Genomic DNA, 26,153 nt, shown 5'->3' with positions numbered 1-26,153 from the left:
TCAGTTATCAGTTATCAGTTATCAGTTATCAGTCTGTTCACTGTTCCTATGGATAATCATGGGAAACAAAGGGGATGTCTACAACTTCACCCTCAGTTTCGCCTACTTTTACTTTTAAACCGACACCACCGGCTTTGGTGCGGATGTAACCCAAACCGAAATAACCATCAGCGGTTTCTGTGTAACTGGTGAGTTTTCCGACTTTTTCATCTCCAACTGTAATCACTTCTCCGACTTCAGCAGGAGCTATGAGATGTATGCCCCAGAGGTATTGTTTTACACCTTTGTAAGTGTTGAGGCGAGCAATGGTTTCTTGACCGATGTAGCAACCCTTATTGAAAGAAATAGTCTGCCATAAACCCACTTCTAGGGGATTGTAATCATCTGTCAGTTCAGACTCTGGAGCCGGGCGACCTTGTAATATTCGCAACATATCCCAAGTGCGATCGCTCAACTCAACTGCGCCTAATGCTAAAATTTGGCTCCACAGCTTTTCTTTATCAGTGGCTGGCAGAATTAGGGTATATCCAGGGGAAGCCAAGCCACTACCCACGGCAACACGCACCCCATCAACTAAAAGATGATTACCATAGGGTTGACCTATAATTGCGCCAGCACCCAACTTTGTGACTATGGCATCACTTCCTGGCCCAATTAGACTAAAAGTTGCCGTCTCATCAGTCACATCGGTCAATTGCACCTTATCAGCAAAAAAGATATAACGATCCAGCCATTGGAATAGAAATTCCCGTCGGTTAGGGGAAACCAACAGCAGCACCGCATCATCGAGAACGAAAGCAGTGACCAAGTCTATTGTGCGGGCTGTGGATGTCACCATCACCGTATCACAACCTTGCCCAGGCTTGAGACTTTGAAAATCGTTAGTACTTTGATTGTGTAAAAAGCGGAGACGATCATCGTCAGAAACACGGATGCGTCCCCAGTGCGAGCGATCGCACACAGCAACCCCTTCGCTTGCGGCTTGGATAACTGCTGCGTCTTGAGAGTCAATTGCAGATGTTGACATAGTGATGAAGAGTTGGCTCGTTTCAATGTTCTCGCATTGAAAATCTTAGCAAATCACGGTTTACAGGTTCAATATCTTTGGGGATTGAAGTCCACCCAGACAGCAGCGTTGTAGTTAAAGCCCTCCATAACTCACCCCTAGAAGCGATCCAGACTAATAGATGGTGTTGGTATGGCTGAAGTCGTAGAATTTCTGGCAAGCCTACCCACTGCTGAAGCCATTATTGCCCTGCGTCCCTCTGAATCCCTGCAAGCTCAAATTAACACTCTGGTAGAAAAAAATCGGGCGGTCGGTTTAACCGCAGCAGAAGAGCAGCAATGGCAAGGGTATCAATATTTAGAGCATATTGTCAGAATGGCTGAGGCTAGAGCCTTCTTGAAGATTAAAGAAGCTGACGCAGAATGAGCAAAACATATATTCCTGTCGCTCTCCGAAGACAGGTTTATGAGTCGTTTTGCGTTTTCCTTCAAGATTTCCTCTATTTTTATTAGTAATTAGAGATTTATTAAATGGAGTACTCTTAAACTATGACAAACTCATGTTTGATTTCTAAGATTATTTTCACCTTTTCATCTTGGTTATTGATAGCGTTCAAGGAATTACTATAGAAAACTTCAAAAATACGGGAACATTCGCCCACCAGAGTCTATACGCATTAATTTATCAGCATTAGTTGGGGTATGTTTGCGAAATTGATAAATATACATTTACAAAAAAGCCTTGCTTTAATTACTATTCCTCAAGAAATATACTTACAATTGCTTGTGAAAAAATCAGTTAAAATACGTTCTATTCGTAGTTTAAGATGGTGGCAATAATACTGCAATATCATTGTCTGAACCTAGTGCTGAAAGTCTTGCTAAAAGCAGCAAAAAAGTTTTTTTTAATAGAAAATAGGTGTTATTAAGGGTTTAAATAGTGTATAAGTTGTATGAATTATACTAAAACGTTCTAAAGGTAGAGGTTATGTTGGTTAAAATTTGTAAACATTAAACGTGCGGCTAAACAAACTCAAACTGAGATTCAATCTTAACTTGATAAGAATATAGCCAGATTCCCGAAATTCAACATACTAGAGCAATTATCATGAGTACTGCAATTGATAACTTCACCAAAAATCTTCATGACAATTTAGAAGCGGTTGAAGAACGGGTAAAATCGCTGAGAGAAAGTATTCAATCTGCGCCGAAAAAAACTCAAATTGAGATTGAATCTCAACTTGATGAAGCGAAGACAAAGCTGGATGCTAAGAAAAAAGAATTCGATGATTATCGGGCAAAGCTCAAAGCTCAATTTGAGGAAAAAGAATCTGAAGTGAAGTCCCATGTCGAGGAATGGAAAACGGGACGCAAAGTAAAGAAACTCGAACATCGGGCAGATAAAGCTGAAAACCATGCAGCTACGGCGACCTTCTTAGCGATCGCCACCATTGAAGAGGCTGAGAAAGCAACCTTAGAAGCGATCGCTGCCAGACTAGATGCCGAATCCGCAGCAGTAACTACGAAGAAATAATTCGTAATTTGCTTGACATATATAAAGGAGCCAAATTCATGACATATACACATACGGTTGTTGCTCATTTCCCCTCCCATGCAGAAGCAGAAAAGGTTGTATTGGAGCTGCAAAAACAAGGCTTTGATATGCAAAAGCTCTCAATTATTGGCAAAGACTACCAAACCACCGAACATGTGCGGGGATTTCTCACTTGGAAAGATACTGCCAAAGCTGGAGCCGCAGGGGGTGGTTATTGGGGTAGCTTCGTCGGCGGTTTATTTGGCATTTTAGCAGGGGCTGGAGTGTTATTTATTCCCGGAGTCGCTCCAATCATCATTGCTGGCCCCATTGCGGGAGTATTGGCAGGTTGGTTAGAAGGAACACTTGTTGGTGCTGCTGGTGCTGCTGCTGTCGGAGGACTGGCGGGTGCTTTAGGAGGGTTAGGAATCCCCAAGCACGAGATAGTGAAGTACGAAACTCGAATCCAAGCAGGCGAGTTCATAATCCTTGTGACAGGTAGCAACGAGGATGTCAGTCAGGCGAGGCAAATGCTAGACAAAATTAGTCATGGAATGAGCATTTCGATTCCTGTCTAACGCTTTGAACTATTAACCCGGCAACATTAGATAGTAGAGACGTAGCAGTGCTACGTCTCTACAAGATTTCTGGATAACGCATATTTAATTTCTGGAAATATTTAAAGGAATCATCATGGTAAGTAAAATTGACATCAAAAAATCTGTGCCGCGTGAGCGATGGGGTGAATTTTTTGATCTGTTCTCAAGTGGTAATCGTGGACGGTATATTTCAATCAAAATCATCGATTCAGAACTCGATAATGCAGAACTGATTCAAAACGCACCTTTGATGGCAATGGTTTATGATCGCCCCGGCAAGGGAGATGATTTGGTGATTGAAGTGGGTAGAGATGAAGTGACTTACGCTCACACAATCGATTCACCAACTGAAGTTTTAACGGGACAGAACTCAAACGGTGTGATGATAGCGGTTCGGATTAGTGACGCTGCCGGGACAAAAACGTTGATCCAGTTACAAGCTAATTAATGTGAATGAAATCATTATCTGTCCGACACGTCAAGAACTTTAGATTTAGGTTCACAAAAGACGTAAAACACGATTAAACCAAGCTTTGCAGGGACTTAGTTAATATGGGTAAAAAATCTAATGCCTATCTGTTAGGTGGTGGTATCGGCTCTTTGGCAGCCGCCGCCTTCATGATTCGTGATGGCGGACTTCTTGGCGGAAATATTTTTATCCTAGAAGCAAAACCCCTCCTGGGCGGAAGTATGGATGGAGCCGGGAACCCTAAAGATGGCAGTCTACGAATTCCTCAGTATTGATCGCCAAATCCCACCTATCTCGCCTCATGACAAGTCACTGCAAGTCGAGTTTAAGGCTTTAGTCAAAGCGTTTAGGTAATGTTTCTCCGTCTCAGTCTTTCCCCCTCCCCCCTGCTCCCCTGCTCCCCTGTCTCTTTTGACTAACGGGCGTTTCAACGGGACAGAACTCAGATTTTTATTGTTCGAGGAACTCTCTCATGAAACCGGATTACCTGATTGTCGGTAGTGGTTTATCAGCATTAGTCTTTGGCGCTTTGATGGCCAACTCTGGTAAGACTGTGCAGATTCTCGAAGCCCATGAGCATCCCGGAGGTTTTGGGCATACGTTTACAATGGCTAAAAAATATACGTTTAACGCTCAATTTCACTATGTCTGGGACTGCGGGGAAGGGCAAACCGTCAATCGGGTACTCAAAAAACTAGGGTTAGATCGGGAAGTAACTTTTGAACGTTATGACTCGGAAGGCTTTGATCACATGCGATCGCCAGAGCATAGCTTGGATATTCCCTCGGAGCCAGAAGAACTGATCCAGCGATTGTCTAATCTGTTCCCTGCTCATGGCGATCGCATTCGCCAATTCGTCAACGAAGTGGAAAAGACTGGTGAAGGCTTGAAAAAACTCTCTCCACCGCTCAAGCCAATTGAACTGCTAAAACATCTAAATGAGGTATTTTGTGCCGTCCAGTACCTCAACAGCACACTTCAGGATGTCTTTGACAAGTTCCAACTACCCCAAGATGCTCAAACCCTATTAGCCCTGCAATGGCCTGATTTTTTGCTGCCTCCAAATCAACTCTCTTTCTATGCTTGGGTTATATTGTTTCGAGGGTATCAAGCAGGTGCATTTTACCCAACTCAGCATTTTGAGTATGTGATTAATTCCTTGGTTAATGTCATCGAATCACATGGGGGACAGGTGTTGCTCAACCATGAAGTTACGAATTTTAGAGTTACAGACAGAACGGTTACGGGAGTTCAAGCGATGGATCTCACCACCCATCAAACCCATGAATTTACAAGCGACACCGTAATTTGCAATATTGACCCCAAAAAAGTAGCCAAGATGATCGGGGAATCGCAGTTTTCTAAAAGTGTGCGTCGAAAACTCAACTATGAATATTCGGCATCTAACTACATGGCTTATTGCGTCGTCAAAGATATCGACCTCCGAGAGTATGGATTTGGCAAGTGGAATCTCTTTCATACAGGGCATCACGATTTAAATGAAGCCTTCACGCAGATGTACGATCGCAATGACTTTTCTAATCCTAGTTTTGCCATCACAACACCCACTTTATTGACTAAAGGAAGTCGGGACTGCCCAGAAGACTGCCAGATTGTGGAATTTCTCACCGTTGCCAATTACAACTACTTCCAGGAATTACGGGAGAGCGATCGCAAAGCTTACAACCAGAAAAAGCAAGAAATCTTAGACTCCATCCTCGATGTTGTGGAAAAAAACTATGTACCGAACTTTAGAAAACACATGGTCTTCCATATCACAGGTAGCCCTACTACCAATGAGCGTTTTTGCTGGTGTCCCAATGGGAATTCCTACGGCTCCAGTCTGACACCGCGCAATATGGGTATGGGACGACTGAATCACGAAACCTCACTCAAGCATTTCTATTTCTGCAATGCCTCATCTGGCTATCCGGGCTTTGCTCCCACATTTTGGACAGGCGCACTGCTGTATCAAAGGTTATCAGGCGACGTGATTTTAGGCTAAGGCTAAAAAGGCTGGGGTTGCTAGATCCCCGACTTCTTTAAGAAGTCGGGGATCTGAACACCACACTACGCACTTTATCTATTAATTAAGAGGTAAATCATGAGAATTGCGATCGTTGGGGGGGGAGCCAGTGGCATGGTGACAGCTTACCTACTCGATAAACAAGGGCATCACGTCACTGTGTTTGAACGGCAATCTACTTTAGGTGGACATATTCGGACACTGAACAAGAACGTTCAGCCGAACCAATCCGATTGTAATGAAATTTTGGAAAATGGAGTGCTGGAATTTCCGACTGTGTTCCATAACTTCATCGCCCTCATGGAAGAGTTAGGAGTGGAATTAGAACCTGTGAATATGGGTTCAGCGATGTTTTTCAAAAATGGCAGCCACTTTTTATCAGGAGTCACAATCCAGAAAAACTTCACAGGTATTCGCCGCCTAATTGAATATTTACGCCTCGATACCCTCTATGCCCGTTCTGCTGGATTATGGCTAAGAATAAAATTTGCTCACCTGCAAGATTTTTACAATCAGCCTTTGTCGCAATACTTGAAACGCGCCTGTACTCGCAATACTTGGCTAAAATTGCTAGTCATGTATAGCTATTCGATGCCGTTGGAACTGATTGATGATTTTCCGGCAGAATTAGCTATGCCTGTTTTACGCAACGATGTCGCAGTCCATTGGCTTAGGGTTAAAGGCGGTGTGTATTCTTACATTGAAAAAATTCTGGCGCGATTCCAGGGTGAGGTTTTGCTGAATGCAGATATTGACTGGATTTCCAGAAGTTCGGATGCTGTGAAAATTGTGCGAAGGACAGGTGAAATTCAGGAGTTTGATAAAGTCGTATTTGCTACCCCACCCGACCAAGTAATGGCGCTGTTAGCAGATCCAACCGATGCCGAAATCAAACGGTTTTCTGCCTGGAAAGCGAATTATGCCACTACCTTACTGCATACAGATAGTTCCATATACAACCGCTATGGCATTAAACAACCCTCAGAATTTGATTTTTTTCAGGCAAAAAGCCGATGGGGTTATAACAGTTGCCTGAATCAGATTTGTGACATCTCATCGCCACCAAATTATTTTTTATCGTTCCAACTAGAGGAGTTGATTGCTAGCGATCGCCTCATTCACATTCAGGAACATCACACCCCGTTATATACCACTGAATCTTTTCAATACCGAGATGAAGTAATTGCCACTAATGGCGAGAACAACACCTACCATGCAGGAGCCTATCTTGGTGATGGCTTGCATGAAGGAGCTATAACTTCTGCTTTTCGAGTTGCTCAACTGGTTGGGTTAAGCCAAGGCTCGATTGATATCACAAATCCTAAATCACTACCACAATTTGTACAACATTGATCAATCAAATTTTTTATTAAATTTAAAAGGAGATGAACATGAGAGTTATTGAGCCGGAAATTGATGAACAAGTTGTTAGTTCTGGGTGGACAACCGCGATACCCTTGGTAGCCGTAGGCATCGCTATTCTCATGATCGTGTTGGGCATCATTGCAATCGCATTTCCTTTCTTTGCCAGCGTTGCTTCAACCTTACTGTTTGGCTGGATATTTATCTTTGCTGGAATTACTCAAATTGTTTATGCCTTTCAATCAAGAGGTGCAGGTAAAGTTGTCGAGAAGCTGATTCTAGGTCTTTTGTATCTCCTATCTGGAATTCTCGTGGTGGCAAATCCCTTTGAAGGGGTGCTTGCCCTGACATTGGTGTTGGGTATTACCATTTTTGTGCAAGGCGTGATTCAAGTGGCGATCGCATTTCAAATGCGCCGGATTTCATCTAACTGGGGATTAATGCTTGTAAGCGGAATCATCGGCATTATTTTCGGTATTTTCATTTGGTCTAACTTTCCATTTAACGCAACTTGGCTGATTGGCACTTTCATTGGCATCAATCTTTTGTTCGATGGAGTTTGGATGCTAACTCTGCATTCAGGAAAGCCTGGGCGAATGGAATTCGCGGCTACACAAACAAAGTCCACACTTCGACAAGCTCAGTGACCGCCTCCGTGGACTAAGAAAAAATTAAGGATTTTTAACCTGGGTCGGCAGGTTTTGCCTGTGTAGCCGCGACTTCTAGTCGCCAGGGCTTTTCTTTGAACCAAAAAATAATAGGGAAAAACTTTAATGCAGCTTAAAACTTCAAACTCGAACGCTAAGACAGAAAGCAATCAGCATGGTCAAGAAATTCAGCCGTTTGGCACACTTCTGAATCTATCAAGTCCACAGAATTTACTATCGACTCTGCAAGAACTTCGCCAGACTGTTGAAAGCGAAGGACAAGTCACCTTTAACGAATGGAAATTGCACATTCATCGCACTGAGTTTCTTTCTAGTGCCTTGAATTTAGCTGAATATCTAGCTTTACGTCGGCATGATCTCCGCTCCCTCCAAGCTGCACTTATGCCTTGGGGCTTATCCTCATTAGGACGGATTGAAGGACGGGTGATGCCCAATCTTGATGCTGTCATTGCCACCTTGGAAGTCATTTGCGGCTCTGAGTCTGCCCAGCACCTCAACCGTCCACCCATCGAGTTCTTTTTTGAAGGCGATCGCCTACTACAACAGCATACCGAAGAATTGTTTGGTCACTCCCCACCCCAGCGTCGGGTCAGGATTATGGTAACACTACCCACCGAGGCCGCCACTAACTATGAGATGGTGCGAGAAATTATACAACGCGGCGCAAACTGTGTGCGAATTAACTGCGCCCACGATACAACCAAAGCTTGGGGGAGGATGATCGACCATATCCGTCGAGGGGAACAGGAAACAGGAACGCCTTGTAAAGTTATGATGGATTTAGCTGGTGTGAAAATCCGCACGGGACAGGTACTTGCACCACTTGATAAAAAACGGGTATTTAAAGGAGATCATATCCTGCTGTCGCGGTGTGAGCCGGAACTCGGAAGTAAAGCAGGTACATCACCTGTAGACTATTTCCAGACTTGCTGTACAGTTCCCGAAATTCTCGATTTGTTAACGGTTGACACCCTCGTATATATCGATGATGGCAAGATTCGGACTTGTGTAGTTGATACCCAGTACTCAGTAGCCAATGGACAAACGGGACTTTTACTACAAGTGACTCATGCCAGTCCCAAAGGAGTTAAACTCAAACCTGAAAAGGGGTTGAATTTCCCAAATACAGTGTTACCTCTTAGTCCACTGACTGAAAAAGATTTATCCGACTTGGATTTTGTTGCCATCCACGCAGATATTATTGGCTACTCTTTTGTGCAACGATCTGCCGATATTGAGTTACTCCAACAAGAATTGGACAAGCGCTTTGAGGGACGGCTAACCCGACCGGCGATCGTGGCAAAAATTGAAACCGCGATCGCTGTTTCTAATCTGCCAGAATTAATCATCTATGCCGCAGGTAAGCAATCATTTGGTGTGATGATTGCCAGAGGTGATTTAGCAGTTGAAATTGGATACCAGCGTTTAACAGAGATCCAAGAAGAAATTCTCTGGATTTGCGAAGCGGCTCATGTTCCTGTTATTTGGGCAACCCAAGTACTAGAGAGTTTGGTAAAAGATGGCACACCTTCGCGGGGAGAGATGACGGATGCTGCAATGGCTGAACGGGCTGAGTGTGTGATGTTAAATAAAGGGCCGTTTATTGCCGAAGCGATCGCCATTTTAGATGATGTTCTCACACGCATGGAAGCCCATCAATTGAAAAAAACGCCACAGTTGCGGGCGCTCCATTCGTGGTAATTTTTTTAACTTACCCTCAATTACAAGTGTTATGAACAGGAAAAATTTTATCAGTATTGCAGGAGGAACAATAATTGCAACTGTGACAACATCTTATTTGTTGAGTGATAAAAGGAACCTTTTAAGGACGGATATAAAACCAGCAAACGATAACAAAAAAACTCTCAAACCGGATGAAAAAGAAATTCTGTTTCTCGCCTCCCTCGCGCCGAGTGGACACAATACGCAGCCGTGGTTTGTTCAATATGTCGAACCTTATCACTGGATTATCGGCAACGATAAAAGTAAATGGCTACCTGCCGTTGACCCGACTCAGAGAGAAACGATTTTATCAATCGGTACTTTTATTCAAAATCTGGAATATGCCGCTAGTTTTTTTGGCTACGGCTGCAATTGGAATTTGCTAGCTAAGACTAATCAGGACGAACGGGTGATGGAAGTAAAATTGAAAAAAAAAGAGTTAAAAAATGCTTTTGACATCGCAAAAATAAAAAATCGCCGCACTGTTCGTTCTGATTTTTTAAGTAATGTGCTGAAACCAGAAGATATCAAATATCTTCTTAATTCGGAATTTATTCATTATCTACCTGTCACCAGTAAAGAAAGTCAATTTATAAACGAACAAACTATCGTTGCTAACCGCCTTCAATCCGATCGCAACCCAGCGCAGCAAGAATTAGCCGACTGGATCAGATTCTCTAGTAAGGATGCTGAGAAATATCGTGACGGGCTGACAACGGCAAGCATGGAAATAGAAGGATTTTCTGGCTGGGTGGTGCGAAACTTTTACAGTAAAAATAATGTGATGAAAAAAGATTTCCGAGAGACAGGGCTTGATAAAATTAAACAGGAAGTGTCGGAATCGGCTGGTTGGATTCTCATTACTAGTAAAGACAATTCGGTGGCGACACTGCTGGAAACTGGCAGACGAATGCAAAGACTTTTCCTGAAAGTGCGGGAAAAGAGTATTGCGATTCATCCGATGACTCAGATATTAGAAGAAGCCTCAACGAGACAAACTCTAAATCAATCAATTGGGATTAGCGAAAATATTCAATTTATATTGCGATCGGGTTATATAAAAAATTATCCGTCGCCAGTTTCACTACGCCGCCCCGTTGATTGGTTTATACGGAAATGATTGTATGAATAGGGAAACAATGAGATCAAAGCTATACGGTTTGGCTGCGTGTTTGGCAGCTTTGAGTCTGTTTGCAGGCTGCTCTTTGAACTTGGGTAAGCTCAGAGGATCTGGAATCGTCAAAACTGAATCTAGAGAAGTGGCTGGATTTTCATCCATCTCCTTTAAATCTGTGGGTAGGGTCAAGGTGCAGCAGACGGGAAAAGAGTCCCTGACTATTAGCGCTGAAGACAACATCCTTCCGCTTTTAGAGAGTCGCGTGACAGATCGCATTCTGTATCTCGGCATTGTAAATGATTCCTCTTTCGCTCCGACCAAGCCTATTGAGTTTGCTTTGCAGGTCAAGAGTCTGCAAAGCTTAAACTTAGATGGTGTCGGCAGTATTGAAGCCAAGGGTATTCAAGGCAAACAGTTATCAGTTTCCCTTGATGGCGTGGGTAGTATGACGATCGCAGGAAGCGCTGATGTACTAGACCTTAGCCTTTCTGGGGTCGGAAGCTTTAAGGGCGAGGAATTCAAGACTAAACAGGCTACGGTTCGCCATAGCGGCGTGGGGAGTGCGGTGGTCAATGTGAGCGATCGGTTAGACGCGACTGTATCTGGCGTGGGGTCAGTAGAGTATATTGGTTCTCCCCAAGTTCGGGAATCCGTGAAAGGGGTGGGATCAGTCAAGAAACGGTAGTTTTTATCAAAAACCATAAAGTTTCACTCGTACATCAACCGTTACGTTTCATATCGTATTCAATCAATTCATTCAGGAAATAGAACAAACACCCGTCACAGTAATGCCAGAAGTTAAAGTTGTTAACTCAAATATTAAAAGGGTACTGAATTTTATCAATGTTCCCATTAATCGTCTCTGCACAAGGGTAATCAAATGACATTCATACGGGCTTGGCGATTCATAACACTTATGCTGGCTTCGTTTAGCCTCAGTTTGTCTATGACCCATTTGCTAGAGTTGCCGCAAAGAATGCAGTTTGACCAACAACTATGGGTTAAAGTAACGGTTTTTGAAAATGTTTATAAGTTGTTTGGCTCAGTCGGCGCAGCTTTTGAAATTACAGCAATTCTGACGGCAATTGTGTTGGTATTTCTTGTTCGCAAACGTGGTTCAAGTTTCTACTGGACTTTGGGCGGAGTAATTTTTTTGGTACTTGCATTTGTGAGTTGGATAATATTTGTTACGCCAATGAATGCTGAATTCGCCAAATGGTTGACGAATCCCATTCCACAAGATTGGATGCGGTATAGAAATCAATGGGAGTATACACACGCAATTAACGCCTTGATCAAAATTATTGGGCTAAGTTTACTCGTGATATCAGTACTTGTAGAAACGCCGAAAAAGAGAGCGCTCCATTTTGATCAAGAGTAAGAGTAGTTTATATCTGGCAGATGTCAACCTCAACAGTATTAGGTGGACTGCTGCTATGCAAGGGAAATTGTAAACAGCTAACTGCGAAGAAAACATGAGAAAGTTACTTAAAATTCCTTTGACTACCGAACAGGTTTTTCAGGTTTTTGAGAAATACAATCAAACTATATTTCCGATGCAAATGGATTTGTATTTATAGAAGGGCTGACTCTGTTAACTTTCAAACTTCAATGCCCATTAACTTTGATGGCTCGTAAATATTCAAACTCTACAAAAGACAATTTTGCAATTTATCTTCCCAATTGGTTATCCCAGTACACAATGCTGATCTATACATCTATTGTAGTGATTATTTCAATCATCACAATTTATCAACTTCTGAATTAACAAATATAGGTAAGTATCATGTGGATTAAATGGATGTCAATTATTGGTGTTTTAATCATAGTCTGCCTTAGACTTGCTGCGATCTATGGTAGCTATCGCTGGCAGTCAAACACTGATAACTTACGAGCCAAATTAATAAATGGACGGCAAACAATTAAGCCCCAAATCTATGAGCAAAAAGAAATCGAAGGCTTACCAGAACCCGTACAGCGATTTTTTCGGACAGTACTCAAGGATGGACAACCAATTGTGGCTGTCGTCAAGCTATCTCAGCAAGGACAGTTCAATCTGAATGAAACGGAAGCCAAGTGGAATCCGTTTACTGCCACTCAACTTGTGATGACTCAACGCCTCGGTTTTGATTGGGATGCACGCATCCAGATGGCTCCAGGAGTTAATGCCTTTGTTCATGATACCTATCTCTTAGGAGAAGGCAGCTTACACGCATCATTACTTGGTCTTTTTACAGTTGCAAAAATGCACGGTGCGCCTGAAAACAATCAAGGTGAATTGTTACGGTACTTTGCTGAAACTACTTGGTATCCCACTGCCCTATTACCCAGTCAGGGTGTGCTATGGGACGCAATTAATGACACCTCCGCTCGCGCTACTTTGACCGATGGTGCAACAACTGTCTCCCTCGTATTTCAGTTTAATGCTGAAGGGGCGATCGCTACTTGTCGGGCTGAGGCTCGTTATCGTGACAAGCTGACTGCTATGCCTTGGGTCGGTCGATTTTGGGAATATTCAGTTCGTAATGGGATGCTTATTCCCTTAGAAGGCGAGGTGGGATGGGAGTATCCAGAAGGCACTCAGCTCTATTTTAAAGGAAGAATTACAGAGATTCACTATGAGTTCGCGTCTTGATAGACTCCAATCAAAATAAACATCATATTTGCACTTTTAATGTTGTTCTCATCTTATCTTGAATAGCCAAGTAACTCTGTATAGAATCCACCTAATGAAAAAAGCATCTTTCTTAATACAACCCTTGTTTTTATTAGGAATATCTTTATTTATTTATATAATGGCACTTAGCTTGCCAGCACTAAATTTTGAGATAATCGAACCCAAGACAATACACACAGGTTCAACTTATATCATGAAGGGGGTTGAAGCTACAATTGGGGGAATACTTGGATTGTTATTTCTTCAAGCGCCGGCTATTGGCTGGTTGGCTAATCCACTTTATTGGTATTCCTGTAAATTTTTTGTACAGAAAAAATACAAGTTTTCAATAGCTTCTGCTTTGACTTCAATTATCATAGGTTTTACAGGCACAATCTCAACATATTGGTTTCCGTTACCTAATGGTAGTAATCCTGATAGTCAGCTTCTATTAATTAAGTTACTTCCTGGTTTCTGGTTATGGCTTACGGCTCCTGCCTTTGTGATGATTATTGCTAGTGGCTTTGCTTATACAAAACACAAGAATCGCCTTGAAAGAAAAAGTGTGAATCTTCCCTAGACTTCGTGAGAGCAATTGTTAGCATGATTGAATTGGAACTTATCTCTAACTGAAAATACACCCACCGCAAAAAACCTGCAATTCTCCTAAATTGCCGCTACGCGAACAAGAGGTAACTGATGTCAACTACAACAGACTTTAAAGACTACTATGCCATTTTGGGAGTAAGCAAAACTGCAACCCCTGAAGAAATCAAACGGACTTACCGCAAGCTTGCCCGCAAATATCATCCTGACCTCAATCCTGGAGACAATGACGCAGGAACAAAGTTCAAAGAACTAAACGAAGCGAATGAAGTACTCTCCGATCCAGAGAAGCGGCAGAAGTACGATCGCTTTGGTCAGCACTGGAATAACCCTGGTTACACTGAAGCACCACCCAGTTCCACTAATGTTGGTACAACCGACTTCGATCAGTACGGTGACTTTGATTCGTTTATCAACGATTTGCTGGGTCGATCGAGACGTAAAACCTCCACTGGTGGCTTTGATGATTTTAATGGGGGATTTCGTTCTCAAGCTCCTGCACCGGATACTGAAGCTGCGATCGGACTCACATTTTCTGAAGCATTTCACGGTGTTCAAAAGCGTTTACAACTCGACGAGGAAACAATCAACGTCCGTATTCCCGCAGGTGCAAAACCAGGCAGTCGAATTCGGCTCAAGGGTAAAGGTCGTCCTAGTCCATTCTCTCAACAGCGTGGCGATTTATATCTAACTATCGAAGTTTTAACCCATCCCTTCTATCGATTTGAGGGCGATAACCTTGTTTGTGACATTCCAATTCGCCCCGATGAAGCGGTTTTAGGGGCAGAAATCAGCGTACCCACCCCCGATGGTAGCGTGACGATGAAAGTTCCCAAAGGGGTGCGATCGGGGCAATCGCTGAGACTGCGCGGCAAAGGCTGGACATTGCCCAAAGGGGGACGAGGTGATTTATTTGCCAAACTTCAGATTGTCACCCCGCAAGACCTGAGTGCGATCGAGCAAGAATACTACGAAAAAATCCAGGCAAATACTAGCTTTAACCCACGTACCCAATTAGAGGAGATTAAATTATGACCAATATTTCCTTAGTAAATCACATCTATTTTGAGAATCATAGTTTTAAAAGTAGTGGGAGCATCTTGCTTCCATATTGTAGTAGCGGGCAAGATGCCCGCACTACTCAAAGTTTCAAAATGGACGAGGTTTAGTAGAGAGCAAGCAGATTTATCTGTAGAATAAATCGAAAATCCAAAATCGTTCGACTGAGCGTAGTCGAAATCTAAAATTCTTAAGCCCCTAAATTTATCTCTGGGGTCAATCCAAAATCTAAAATCTAAAATCTAAAATCGTATGACTTTCAGCCTTTCAAAAACCGTGGTTTCACTCGAAGGTGAGCAACTTTACAGCTTTGAATATGCTGCATTGCTCACTAAGACTTCGATTACGCTGGTGAAGTTTTACGTTGAGTTAGGCGTAATCGAACCCATCGGTGATTTGCTGCATTCCCGCGAGATTGCGCGGATTGCTCAGATTCAACGCTTGCGTCGAGATTTGGGGCTAAACTTAGTCGGAGCGGCAATGGTGCTAGATATGACGACTGAAATTGCCCAATTACGGGCACAGCTAAAGCTGTATCAGTCGCATCCCTCTAACTCGTTATGAGCAATCTGAAGCAACAGTCAAAGCCCGCGTTAGATCATGAGCGCAGCGAAGATCCGACAGCACTTTGCCGAGTCGCGTTAGGCAGCAAAAAGATTTGCCGCAAACCAAACCGATGAATCCCCAACTCTCCACGTTTTGGAGCTTACCTTATGAAGACGTTAAGCCAGTCTCCCAATTCATCCAAAAAGCCTAAAACGGGATCTAGCCAGTCTATAGACTCATCCAACGCGCTTATCGATATCGCTCAACATGATGTAGATGGAGTTCTGCACTTATTTGACACTTCTCTGGAAGGGCTGACTGAGACTGAAGCCAAGCAGAGATTAGGAAAATCCGGGCTGAATGAGATCGCCCGTGAAAAAGCGATCGCGTGGTATATCCAACTGCTGAAAACGGTGACTAATCCCCTCTCGCTTTTACTTATTGTTCTGGCGACAATTTCACTGTTAACTGGGAGTCCAACAGCCGCCTTGATCATTTTTTCGATGGTGATTTTCGGTGGGTTGTTGCGCTTTTCACAAGAATTTCAGTCGAACAAAGCCGCCGAAAAGCTGCGGGAAATGGTGAGCGCAACGGCAACGGTGAGTCGCAAGAGTGCCGCACTGAAAAAAGAGAAGGGAATAACAGCAGGAAAGGAAATTGCCGTAAAGTTGCTGGTGCCTGGTGATGTCATCTTTCTTTCAGCCGGAGATATGATTCCAGCCGATGTCAGGCTGATTGCTACCAAAGATTTATTCCTCAGTCAGTCAACCCTCACCGGGGAGTCTCTACCCACTGAAAAACACCCAGAACTCCCAGATCGCAATGAGAAAAACCCACTGGAGCTAGTTAATCTCTGTTTCATGGGCACTACCGTAGTCAGTGGTTCTGGAACAGCCGTTGTCGCCGAAACGGGTAGTCATACTTATCTAGCATCACTGGCCAAAACCGTTAGTGGACGCAAAGCCCGAACGAGTTTTGACAAAGGTGTGAATGGCGTAACCATGCTGCTGTTGCGCTTTATGACGATCATGGCTCCACTAGTCTTTGTGATCAATGGAGTGGTTAAAGGCAATTGGATCGAGGCATTTACATTCGCTTTATCTGTGGCTGTGGGGCTGGCTCCAGAAATGTTACCTGTAATTGTCACGGCAAATTTGGCCAAGGGGGCAATTACCATGTCTAACAAAAAGGTGATTGTCAAAAATATTGATGCTATTCAAGACTTTGGCTCGATGAATATTCTCTGTACTGACAAAACAGGCACTCTAACTCAAGATAAAATCGTCTTGCAGAGGCACTTAGATCCCTACGGTCAAGAAAGTACAGATGTTCTCAAATATGCCTATCTCAATAGCTTTTACCAGACTGGCTTAAAGAACTTATTGGATGTTGCCGTTCTCGATCACAATCAAGAACTTGCATCTTTAGACATTGAGAAAAACTACCAGAAATTTGATGAAATTCCCTTTGATTTTGTGCGTCGTCGGATGTCTGTCGTTGTCGAAGAAATGGGAAAACAGCATATCCTAATTTGCAAAGGTGCAGTTGAAGAAGTCCTAAAAGTCTGCACCCAACTCAAAGTTGATGACAAGGTTTTGCCAATGGATCAGTCAGTCCATATCAAGGTTGCCGATTTACAACAAAAACTAAACTCTGAAGGGTTACGGGTAGTTGCGGTGGCATACAAAGTGATGCCAACCGATCAATTGCATTATTCCATTACCGATGAGAGTAATTTGGTTCTGTTGGGTAACATTGCGTTTCTCGATCCACCCAAAGATTCCGCAGCCCAAGCGATTAAAGCCCTCAAGCACAATGGAGTTGATATAAAAATTATCACCGGGGATAATGAAATCATTACTCGTAAAATCTGCAAAGATGTTGGCTTACCTGTCCAAAACGTTTTATTAGGTAGCGATATTGAATCTCTATCAGATGATGAATTAGCTTTATCTGCTGCAACCACAACTATTTTTGCTAAATTCTCTCCCACTCAAAAAGCTAAAGTTATTCAGGTGCTGCGAAAAAAAGGCAATATTGTAGGATACATGGGAGATGGGATCAATGATGCAGCCGCTTTGCGGGAGGCAGATGTGGGCATCTCAGTTGATACGGCAGTCGATATTGCTAAAGAGTCGGCAGACATTATTTTGTTAGAAAAAAATTTGTTAATACTGGAATCTGGGGTAATCGAAGGTCGCAAGACTTTTGCCAATATCATCAAATATATCAGAATGGGCACTAGCTCTAACTTTGGGAATATGTTTAGCGTCTTGGGCGCGAGTGCGATTCTGCCATTTTTACCGATGCAGCCAGTGCAGATATTAATAAATAATCTCCTCTACGACTTTTCGCAAACGGGCATCCCCTTTGATGATGTCGATCGAGAAGACTTGATCAAGCCGCCGAAATGGAAAATCGACAATATTCGGCGATTTATGATCTTCATCGGGCCGATTAGCTCCATTTTCGACTATTCCACCTATGCCCTGATGTGGTTTGTATTTGGGGCAAATTCTGTAGACAATCAAGCTTTGTTCCAAACAGGTTGGTTTGTGGAAAGTCTGATGACTCAAACGCTGATTGTCCATGTCATTCGCACGGCTAAGATTCCTTTTTTCCAGAGTCGGGCTTCTTTGCCCATGCTGTTGATTACCGCTACTGTGATGGGAGTCGGAATGTATCTGCCATTTTCTCCAATTGGGGCTAGTTTAGGGTTTGTTCCTTTGCCAGCCGTTTATTTTCTTTGGTTAGCTGTAATCCTAACTTGCTATTGTATATTGACTCAATTTGTGAAAACTTGGTTCATCAAGAAATATGGATATACCTAAGAACGTAGTACCGCAAGGCGGAATTCGTAATGACGCTCCTGCGTCGCTAACGCTGCGCTAACGTAATTCGTAATTCGTAATTCTGATTGCGTAAGGGTTCTAGACATTTCAAATGGGTGGTTTATTTCCGCCATACTGTACTAGTACCGCCGGGATTCAAAATTCAAAATGAGGTTCTCTACGAGACGCGAAAAGCGAACCTGACTTTTCACATCCCGTGAAAAGTCAGATTACGTCAAGGGCTTGTACAAAAAAGCTATTCATCTTCGTCTCCTGATGGTCGTTCGCTCTCGCTTTGTTGGCTGTTCCACTCCAAAACAATACGCTCTAGCATTTCATCCTGCGTACAGTTATTTACAACAGCGTATTGCTTAATTAACTCTGTTACTTTCAGACTAATGTGGCGTATATCTAGTGGGTTATTTCTTGCCGTTTTCATGATATTTTAAGAGAATATTCAAGCAGTTTTGCTGTTTTTGTTACTAACTGCTTCACTAAAGGTTTTTGGATCTACAGACGCAAGAGCCTTCAGAATTGCCAGTAAAAGCGATCGCCCCGCGATCGATTACGATGATTTTTGCGAAATTGACAAGTATTTATTTTCAATAAAGCATGAGTTTAATTACTACTCCTAAAGGATGAAACTTGCAGCTATTTGTAATAATACCAATTTTCTGTGAAGCTGCACATTGTTTTGACCCCTCCCAACCTCCCCAAAGTATCGGGGAGGTTGGGAGGGGTTCTTTCTATGCATCTTCATACAGAATTGGTATAACTTAGTTAAAATACGTTTTAATTACAGTTTCTAATTGCGATAGAAGACTGCAATATAATTGCATAAATCTAGTAGTGAAAGTATTACTGCGAGGAGCAAGGATAAATTGTTTTTAAAAGCAATGATATTTTAAAAAAGGTTTAAATAGTGTGTGAATTGTATAACTTCTATTAGAACCTTCAAAAGGTAGAGGTTATATTGCGAGAAATTTGTAACTATTAAATGTGCAGTAAAAGAAACTCAAGCTGACACATTCATTGGATTAGAGATGCTCCTCAGTAAACTTCATAGATATCAACAAGCGTAAAAATTATTTTTTGACGGCTCCTGATTACGCAAACAATTAATTAACATGAGTAATTTAATGACCCATTTTACGTTGGATACCGCACTGGATGCCCACAATGCGGTAGAGCAAGGCACATCGGTCGGCAAAATCGTAATCGACATTGCAATATGAGATAAAATCATGACCACATTTCACACAATCTCAATCGATGGTTTAGATATCTTCTACCGAGAAGCTGGTTCTCGCAGTAATCCAACGATTCTGCTGTTACACGGCTTTCCAACCTCATCTCACATGTTTCGCAATCTGATGCCTGCGCTTGCCGATCGCTTCCATCTAGTTGCCCCGGATTATCCGAGCTACGGCAACAGTTCTATGCCAACTGTAGATGAGTTTGACTACACGTTTGATCGCTTGACCCAAATCGTGGAGAAATTTATTACGGCGATCGATCTGAAGAAATATAGCCTCTACGTAATGGATTATGGCGCTCCCATTGGCTATCGGATTGCAGCTAAATATCCAGAGCGAGTGGAAGCGCTGATTGTCCAAAACGGGAATGCCTATGAGGAAGGTATACGCGGCGAATTTTGGAACCCAGCTAAAGCCTACTGGCAAGACCGTTCTCCTGAGAATGCTGACAAGCTCAGATCCTTTTTCACACTGGAAACAACGAAGTGGCAATACATCCACGGCGTTCGCAATCTTGAAGCGATCAGCCCGGATACCTGGAATATGGATCAACTCTTCCTCGATCGCCCTGGCAACGATGAGATTCAGCTGGCGCTGCTGTATAGCTATGGCACCAATCCACCATTATATCTGCAATGGCAGGAGTATTTTCGCAAATATCAGCCACCTACTCTGATTGTTTGGGGTAAGAATGATGACATCTTCCCAGCCGAAGGCGCTTATCCCTACAAGCGCGACTTGAAAGACGTTGAGTTTCATTTACTCGATACCGGACATTTTGCCTTAGAAGAGGAAGGAGATGCGATCGCAGATCATATCCGTCGCTTTATGACAACTCATGTTGGACAATCACAGGACTCATCATCATGAAAAAACTAGACCGAAAAATTGCAGATGTGACGTGGGCATCTAATCGCGTGGTTAATGAAATTACCAGCGCAGGTGGGAATTTGATAAGCGTTCGCAGTACAGGCAAATGTTACCAAAAAATTGATTGTACAACACTAATGAAAACAATGAAAACACTACTGAAAAGATCCGCGTTACTCCTTGCTCTACCAATCAGTGTCTTAGTTAATTTTTCCTTACCTGCTTCTGCTGATTCTACTGCTGGCATCATCCTGAGTACAAAATGTCAGGGTGGTTACAACATCAATATTTGGCAGAATTATAATTCTGGTGAACTGCTCTATCGGGCGACCAATCCCAGCGGTAATTTAAGTTTGGGCAAAGGAACTAAGCAAGCGACAGAAGGTGTTCAAGTGTATAAGTTTCGGAATAGAAATTATGAATATTGGGTGTGGGATGGCACGTTGGATAACGCGCAGTCTGGAACTTTAGAGGTGTATAAAAACAATCGGATCTTGATGCGGCAAACTTGTAGGAAAAGTTGAATCTTCAGTACTCTTTCTCATAGAGGTTTAGGGTATACAGGGGTTTCAGATGACGAGGCAAAGCGCTCCAAGTGCTGCCAGGAGAATCGACGATCTTGAACGCTTCTACAATCCTTGATTGAAATATGCCTAACACAACAGGAAACATGAGCGCAAAAGCCCAATATGAGATGCCAAAAGTGCTTCAACGAATGTCTGATGCCATCAACGCACACGACGTTGACGCGTTCGTTAGCTGCTTCGCTAACGACTTCAAAGGCGAACAACCGCTACATCCTGAGAGTGCCTTCACCAACCCAGCCCAAGTGCGGGAGAACTGGACTGCCCTCTTTGCCCAAGTTCCAGATTTACGTGCAACTTTGGTCGCTTCGACGATCCACTGTGACCTCGCCTGGGCTGAATGGCACTGGCAAGGTACGCGCACGTCCGGATCGGCACTGAATTTACGTGGTGTAGTCGTTGCTGGTCTACGTAACGGAATCATCGCGTGGGCAAGGCTATACATGGAGCCGGTTCATGACCAGTCGTCAACTGGCTAGAGGGTTAGGCATTTTAAGGAGAATGATTCATGGAAACTATTTTGAAGAACATCGCCGTTCCATCTGGCGAAGGCAGATCGCTCCTGGTGCTGCCAGGAGAAACGATAACTTTCAAAGCGGTCAGCGCTGATACAGACGGTGCCTACACCTTAATTGAGGTGATCGACGAGCCACAAGCCGGACCACCCCTACATCTCCATCGGCGCGAAGACGAGTCGTTTTACATTCTGGAGGGAACCTTTGCCTTTCAGATTGGAGATCGCACTGTGACAGCGATCGCAGGTTGGTTTATCACCGCTCCCAAAGGCGTTCCGCATTCTTACAAAAATATCGGCACCACACCCGCAAGGATGCTGACCCTTTTCGTTCCCGCAGGCATCGAGAACTTTTTTGAGGATCTGTCCAAGCTCACTGCTGCTGGCACATTGGACATCGATAGCATTGCTGCCGTCGCAGCGAAGCAGGGAATGGAGTTAGTGCCTCCACCGCCAGAACATTGATCAATTAGAGGGAAACAAATAACTTTGACATTCGAGAAGTTCGATCAAAAGTTCCAGTCGAGCGGGTGCGATCGCTCGTCTGACCACTCACTCAACAAACCATACATGGGTAAGTGACATGATCAAAAATGTAAAATCACGACAAGAAGTACTAGAATTCGACTTCTTTGGGTTTCGACCCTCATCTCGAAAAACACCGATGCGCCGCGCAGCCCTTCTCGCTCTCCCGCTGTTCTTTGCCACCTATTTCGTTTCTGCCTGCTCGGATTCCGTAGCAACCATACCTGCGATCGCCTATCCCGAAACCAAGCGGGGCGATGAGTTCAAATGGGCGAGGTTCACTAGCATCAAGTGGACTAAGGACGGCTCCGGTTTTTTCTACGCTCATTTTCCTGAACCGAAGCAAGGCACAGCGTCCCAGGCAAGCGTGGAAAATCATGCCGTTTATTTTCATGCGATCGGTACGCCTCAAGCGCAGGATCGTCTGGTCTATGCAACTCCCAACCAGCCGAGCCTGCTGCAATCCTTGAGCGTCAGTCCTGAAGCCGCTTTTATCACGGGCGCGAGCCTCAAAATTGATGGCGGCTTGGCTGCTTGAACAAGACGTAATCAAAGTTGTAATCCCTAAACCCAACCAGGAAAACACTATGTCACAAAAACTCTCAGACAAAGTTGCACTTGTCACTGGCGGCACCAGCGGTATTGGTCTTGCCACTGCCAAGCGATTTGTCGCTGAAGGTGCCTATGTTTTTATCACGGGTCGTCGCCAGACTGAACTTGATGCTGCTGTAAACGAGATTGGTAAGAACGTCATGGGCATTCAGAGCGATGTCTCAAAGCTGGCAGACCTCGATCGTCTTTACGCCACGATCAAGCAAGAGCAAGGTCACTTGGATGTGATCTTTGCGAATGCTGGCATTGGCGAATTTGCTCCACTGGGTTCAATTACCGAAGAACACTTTGACAAAACCTTCAACACCAATGTCAAGGGTCTACTGTTCACCGTGCAGAAGGCGCTGCCGCTGATGCCAGAGGGCGCTTCCGTCATCCTGAATGCCTCCACTACTTCCATCAAGGGCACCCCAGCCTTCAGCGTCTATAGCGCCACCAAAGCTGCCGTGCGATCATTTGCCCGCAACTGGATACTCGACCTCAAAGACCGTCAGATCCGAGTGAATGCGGTCAGCCCTGGTGTCGTTCCGACTCCCGGTTACAATCTCTTGGGACTCAGTGAAGAGCAGCTGAAAGCATTTGTGGAGAGCCAAGCTAGCACTATTCCATTGGGACGAGTCGGCAAGCCCGACGAGATCGCCAAAGCCGTTGTCTTTCTCGCTTCAGATGACAGCAGCTTTGTCAACGGCATTGAGCTATTCGTCGATGGTGGCGTGGCACAAATCTAAAGGAGTGCTGTGTCCAGAGTAGCAGACGGTCTAACGCCTCTAGTACTGCGTTCGAGTTTTTCTGCCGTCGCTGATTTGAGCCGTTCATCGGCGTCGCTGAGGAGAAGGATACATCGGTAGAGAAACCGCTTCATTAAAGCATCCACTTGAACAGAGGAGAAGTTCAGATGTCAGATAAAAATAAAGCAATCTTAGAAGAAGCAAACGCGGCGATCGCTGAAGGCAACAATGAAGGATTCTTGTCATGCTGCACCGACGACACGGAATGGATGTTTGTAGGCGACAAGACCCTTAAAGGAAAAGAAGCCGTTCGCCAATATATGGCAATGACGTACATCGAGCCGCCAAAGTTTATGGTCTCTAACTTAATCGCTGAAGGTAATTTCGTCACGGCACTCGGCGACATCACAATGAAGGACGAAGACGGGAAGGCGGCTCATTATTCGTACTGCGATATCTGGCGTTTTCGCGACGGTAAAATCGTCGAATTAAGGGCTTTCGTCATCAAAACCTAGTCAACAAACCATTCATTCTCCATGATGGGTGGTTTTACTAGTATGAGTAGCCTTAGATAATTTTCCTAGATAGAAATTAAAATATCTTTTTTATTTCATAAATTTACTCATGTTTACCATGCCTTATAAATGCGAGGGAATTGTGAGTTATTTGCAATCTATTTTATTTCATAAAATCAATGCCTCAAAGCCTGTCAGAACCTAGTTACGCATCTTAAAATAGAGTATTTTTAGGTGCGATTTATATATAAAACAACGCAAAAATTAACATTGTAATAATTCATTTTATTATGATATTTTTATCTGTTTCTCTAGAGAGAGTAATTCATTTATTTTATTGATTAACTTTAAAGTATCTGTCAATTAATTAAACTCTAAATTTAATTAATCGACCCAAACTTTCCACTTTGAAACTAATCTGATGAAAAAGATAATTTTGCTGGCACTGGTATGTACAGGATTCGTAGTAACTACGCCCTTTACGGCACAAGCACTAGATTCAGAAAAAATTAGCCCGAACCTCGATCGAGAGCCGAATATGTTGCTCGCCCAGTACGATCGCGACCAAAATCGTGACAATCGAAATCGTGACAACCAAGATCGCGACAATGAAGGTCGTCGCTACCAAAGTGGCGATCGCCTGTTTATTGTTTATTACCGCAGCCATGACGATCGCAAATGGATTTATGTGAGTAAGCACTACAATCGTCGCGCTGCCCAACGTGCTGCCAACCGACTGGAGCGGCGTGGGTATCGAATCCAAATTTTATGACAGAGCCGTTTCAAACTATGAGTTGCCAACACCTAAATCCTGCTTGCGGGCTGCCAACCGGCTGGAGCGGCATGGTTATCGAACCTACGTTCAAGTCAGTCGAGAAGTCAATCGTGGTATGAATCGAGGCTAATATCTGCAATTGAAGGCGTTGGCTCGGCTGCACTAATGCCTGACACCAAAATTTGAGGTAACAATGTCGAGTATTAGCTTGAATTTCAAGAAAGGCGTTGATTCTGCCAAGCAGAAGCTACACAATCGATTCAAAACTAACAAGTGGTTGATGGGATTGCTAGTGGCAATCCCGCTCGCTGGTGGTCTGAGTTATCTTGTTTATAACCAATTAGTGACAGTCGCTAAACAGCAGGCACAAAGCAAGATTCAGACAGCAGCAGTCACACGGGGCAATCTAACAATTTTGGTATCCGCCAATGGTACCGTGCAACCCGAAAGTTCGGTCAATGTCAGTCCCAAAACCTCTGGTGTTTTGAAGCAGTTGCTGGTCAAAGAAGGCGATTTTGTCAAACCAGGTCAGATTCTCGCCTATATGGACAATTCAAACATCCAAGGGCAATTGCTCCAGGCACGAGGAAACCTTGCTGCTGCTCAGGCAAATTTAAATAAGGTCATCGCGGGGAATCGATCGCAAGATATCGCTGGATCTACAGCCAACCTAAATAAAGTTCAGGCTACCTACAGGCAAGCGGCTGAAGACCTGCGCCGTAACCAAAAATTACAAGCACAGGGAGCCATCTCTCAACAAGCATTGAGTCTTGCTCGATCGACTAGTGATAGTGCCCAAGCGCAAGTAGAGCAGAGCCAGCAAGCATTAAATCTACTCAAAGCAGGATCGCGCCCTGAAGACATCGCTCAAGCCCGCGCTCAAGTTATGGCAGCCCAAGGGGCAGTCACGATCGCTCAACGGAATATCGACGATACCGTGATTCGCGCCCCCTTTGCGGGGATTATTGCTCGTAAATATGCCGATCCAGGGGCGTTTGTGACCCCCACAACGGCGGGTAGTGCGGTAACTTCGGCAACATCATCTTCAATTCTGGCTCTAGCATCTACCAATGAAATCGTGGCGCAGGTAGCCGAAGCCAGTATTGCCCAAATCCGTGTCGGGCAGATAGCGGTAATTAAAGTGGATGCTTACTCTGGCAAAACCTTTGAGGGCAAAGTGACACAAGTTGCTACCCAGTCATTGGTACAACAAAATGTGACCAGTTTTGAGGTAAAAGTGGCGGTTGCCGACTCCCAAAAACTGCTCAGTCAAGGGATGAATGTGACGATCGATTTCAAAGCCGGAGAACTGAACCAGGTGCTAGTTGTGCCGACGGCGGCGATCGTTCAGCAGAAAGCATCTCAGGGTGTATATGTAGCGAAAACAGGCGGCGATCCGGTATTTATGCCGATCGGGGTGGGGACGACTGTTAACGATAAGACTGAAGTTAAGTCTGGTTTAACTGGGAACGAACGGGTTTTACTCAGTTTTCCACCCGGAACCCGTAAGGTTACTCCGATTACAGGTGGGGGTTGACGTAGATAGTCAGAAATTACAATCTCCGAAATCACCA

28 protein-coding genes are annotated in these 26,153 nt (G+C 43.9%); 26 read left to right on the top strand and 2 right to left on the bottom strand.

What is annotated here, in order from left to right:
- Positions 1-46: 46 nt before the first annotated feature.
- Positions 47-1,027: a folate-binding protein YgfZ gene (locus CAL7507_RS27580; protein ID WP_015131775.1), complete on the bottom strand. Its 981-nt coding sequence runs from the start codon at positions 1,025-1,027 to the stop codon at positions 47-49.
- Between the two features lie 171 nt (positions 1,028-1,198).
- On the opposite strand from CAL7507_RS27580, the gene CAL7507_RS27575 reads away from it, so the two are divergent.
- From CAL7507_RS27575 to mgtA, 17 genes are all read left to right on the top strand, one after another.
- Positions 1,199-1,432, top strand: a complete 234-nt coding sequence (locus CAL7507_RS27575) for a hypothetical protein (RefSeq protein WP_015131774.1) — start codon at positions 1,199-1,201, stop codon at positions 1,430-1,432.
- Between the two features lie 681 nt (positions 1,433-2,113).
- Positions 2,114-2,539 carry a hypothetical protein gene (locus tag CAL7507_RS27570; protein WP_015131773.1) on the top strand — a complete coding sequence of 142 codons (426 nt, stop codon included), beginning with the start codon at positions 2,114-2,116 and terminating at the stop codon, positions 2,537-2,539.
- 38 nt (positions 2,540-2,577) lie between these two features.
- Positions 2,578-3,117 carry a general stress protein gene (locus CAL7507_RS27565; protein WP_015131772.1) on the top strand — a complete coding sequence of 180 codons (540 nt, stop codon included), beginning with the start codon at positions 2,578-2,580 and terminating at the stop codon, positions 3,115-3,117.
- Between the two features lie 115 nt (positions 3,118-3,232).
- A complete protein-coding gene (locus tag CAL7507_RS27560; RefSeq protein WP_015131771.1) occupies positions 3,233-3,586 on the top strand; it encodes a DUF5335 family protein in 354 nt (117 codons plus the stop codon).
- 104 nt (positions 3,587-3,690) lie between these two features.
- Positions 3,691-3,882: an oleate hydratase gene (locus CAL7507_RS27555; protein WP_042341637.1), complete on the top strand. Its 192-nt coding sequence runs from the start codon at positions 3,691-3,693 to the stop codon at positions 3,880-3,882.
- 197 nt (positions 3,883-4,079) lie between these two features.
- Complete coding sequence (locus CAL7507_RS27550) at positions 4,080-5,612, top strand: NAD(P)/FAD-dependent oxidoreductase (protein WP_015131770.1); 1,533 nt, start codon at positions 4,080-4,082, stop codon at positions 5,610-5,612.
- A 99-nt stretch (positions 5,613-5,711) separates the two neighbouring features.
- Positions 5,712-6,986, top strand: coding sequence for an FAD-dependent oxidoreductase (locus CAL7507_RS27545; RefSeq protein ID WP_015131769.1), 1,275 nt, complete (start codon positions 5,712-5,714; stop codon positions 6,984-6,986).
- A 38-nt stretch (positions 6,987-7,024) separates the two neighbouring features.
- Positions 7,025-7,642, top strand: coding sequence for an HdeD family acid-resistance protein (locus CAL7507_RS27540; protein WP_015131768.1), 618 nt, complete (start codon positions 7,025-7,027; stop codon positions 7,640-7,642).
- A gap of 126 nt (positions 7,643-7,768) precedes the next feature.
- Positions 7,769-9,364 carry a pyruvate kinase gene (locus CAL7507_RS27535; protein ID WP_015131767.1) on the top strand — a complete coding sequence of 532 codons (1,596 nt, stop codon included), beginning with the start codon at positions 7,769-7,771 and terminating at the stop codon, positions 9,362-9,364.
- A gap of 31 nt (positions 9,365-9,395) precedes the next feature.
- The gene (locus CAL7507_RS27530) at positions 9,396-10,505 is read left to right on the top strand and encodes a hypothetical protein (protein ID WP_015131766.1); all 1,110 of its coding nucleotides are present in this window, start codon (positions 9,396-9,398) and stop codon (positions 10,503-10,505) included.
- Positions 10,506-10,524: 19 nt separating this feature from the next.
- Positions 10,525-11,187: a GIN domain-containing protein gene (locus CAL7507_RS27525; protein WP_015131765.1), complete on the top strand. Its 663-nt coding sequence runs from the start codon at positions 10,525-10,527 to the stop codon at positions 11,185-11,187.
- Positions 11,188-11,478: 291 nt separating this feature from the next.
- Positions 11,479-11,883 (top strand): hypothetical protein, encoded by a 405-nt coding sequence (locus CAL7507_RS27520; RefSeq protein ID WP_236556821.1) that lies wholly within the window; start codon positions 11,479-11,481, stop codon positions 11,881-11,883.
- Between the two features lie 405 nt (positions 11,884-12,288).
- Positions 12,289-13,137: a DUF6544 family protein gene (locus CAL7507_RS27515; protein WP_015131763.1), complete on the top strand. Its 849-nt coding sequence runs from the start codon at positions 12,289-12,291 to the stop codon at positions 13,135-13,137.
- 94 nt (positions 13,138-13,231) lie between these two features.
- Positions 13,232-13,738, top strand: coding sequence for a hypothetical protein (locus CAL7507_RS27510; protein WP_015131762.1), 507 nt, complete (start codon positions 13,232-13,234; stop codon positions 13,736-13,738).
- 119 nt (positions 13,739-13,857) lie between these two features.
- A complete protein-coding gene (locus tag CAL7507_RS27505; RefSeq protein WP_015131761.1) occupies positions 13,858-14,799 on the top strand; it encodes a DnaJ C-terminal domain-containing protein in 942 nt (313 codons plus the stop codon).
- A 276-nt stretch (positions 14,800-15,075) separates the two neighbouring features.
- On the top strand, positions 15,076-15,387 hold the full coding sequence (locus tag CAL7507_RS27500; protein ID WP_015131759.1) for a chaperone modulator CbpM: 312 nt from the start codon (positions 15,076-15,078) through the stop codon (positions 15,385-15,387).
- A gap of 149 nt (positions 15,388-15,536) precedes the next feature.
- Complete coding sequence (gene mgtA / locus CAL7507_RS27495) at positions 15,537-18,200, top strand: magnesium-translocating P-type ATPase (protein WP_015131758.1); 2,664 nt, start codon at positions 15,537-15,539, stop codon at positions 18,198-18,200.
- Between the two features lie 256 nt (positions 18,201-18,456).
- Here mgtA and CAL7507_RS33285 read toward each other — a convergent pair whose 3' ends face one another.
- Positions 18,457-18,639, bottom strand: a complete 183-nt coding sequence (locus tag CAL7507_RS33285; protein ID WP_015131757.1) for a hypothetical protein — start codon at positions 18,637-18,639, stop codon at positions 18,457-18,459.
- 805 nt (positions 18,640-19,444) lie between these two features.
- Here CAL7507_RS33285 and CAL7507_RS27485 point away from each other — a divergent pair.
- The 9 genes from CAL7507_RS27485 to CAL7507_RS27445 all read left to right on the top strand — a co-directional run bounded on the left by CAL7507_RS27485 (position 19,445) and on the right by CAL7507_RS27445 (position 26,116).
- Positions 19,445-20,326, top strand: a complete 882-nt coding sequence (locus CAL7507_RS27485) for an alpha/beta fold hydrolase (RefSeq protein WP_015131756.1) — start codon at positions 19,445-19,447, stop codon at positions 20,324-20,326.
- A complete protein-coding gene (locus CAL7507_RS27480) occupies positions 20,323-20,850 on the top strand; it encodes a hypothetical protein (protein WP_015131755.1) in 528 nt (175 codons plus the stop codon). The genes CAL7507_RS27485 and CAL7507_RS27480 overlap by 4 nt, the downstream gene beginning before the upstream one ends.
- 125 nt (positions 20,851-20,975) lie before the next feature.
- Positions 20,976-21,389, top strand: coding sequence for a nuclear transport factor 2 family protein (locus CAL7507_RS27475; protein WP_015131754.1), 414 nt, complete (start codon positions 20,976-20,978; stop codon positions 21,387-21,389).
- Positions 21,390-21,418: 29 nt separating this feature from the next.
- Complete coding sequence (locus CAL7507_RS27470) at positions 21,419-21,889, top strand: cupin domain-containing protein (protein ID WP_015131753.1); 471 nt, start codon at positions 21,419-21,421, stop codon at positions 21,887-21,889.
- A gap of 118 nt (positions 21,890-22,007) precedes the next feature.
- On the top strand, positions 22,008-22,487 hold the full coding sequence (locus CAL7507_RS27465) for a peptidase S9 (RefSeq protein WP_015131752.1): 480 nt from the start codon (positions 22,008-22,010) through the stop codon (positions 22,485-22,487).
- A 49-nt stretch (positions 22,488-22,536) separates the two neighbouring features.
- Positions 22,537-23,289 carry a glucose 1-dehydrogenase gene (locus tag CAL7507_RS27460; RefSeq protein WP_015131751.1) on the top strand — a complete coding sequence of 251 codons (753 nt, stop codon included), beginning with the start codon at positions 22,537-22,539 and terminating at the stop codon, positions 23,287-23,289.
- A gap of 167 nt (positions 23,290-23,456) precedes the next feature.
- Positions 23,457-23,804: a nuclear transport factor 2 family protein gene (locus CAL7507_RS27455; RefSeq protein ID WP_015131750.1), complete on the top strand. Its 348-nt coding sequence runs from the start codon at positions 23,457-23,459 to the stop codon at positions 23,802-23,804.
- A 421-nt stretch (positions 23,805-24,225) separates the two neighbouring features.
- Positions 24,226-24,576 carry a hypothetical protein gene (locus tag CAL7507_RS27450; RefSeq protein ID WP_015131749.1) on the top strand — a complete coding sequence of 117 codons (351 nt, stop codon included), beginning with the start codon at positions 24,226-24,228 and terminating at the stop codon, positions 24,574-24,576.
- 196 nt (positions 24,577-24,772) lie between these two features.
- A complete protein-coding gene (locus CAL7507_RS27445; RefSeq protein WP_015131748.1) occupies positions 24,773-26,116 on the top strand; it encodes an efflux RND transporter periplasmic adaptor subunit in 1,344 nt (447 codons plus the stop codon).
- Positions 26,117-26,153: the final 37 nt, after the last annotated feature.

The sequence above is a fragment of the Calothrix sp. PCC 7507 genome, assembly GCF_000316575.1.
Classification (GTDB): Bacteria; Cyanobacteriota; Cyanobacteriia; order Cyanobacteriales; family Nostocaceae; genus Fortiea.
The sequence above is the reverse complement of the archived record's forward strand: the minus strand, read 5'-3'. Positions and strand labels throughout refer to the sequence as shown.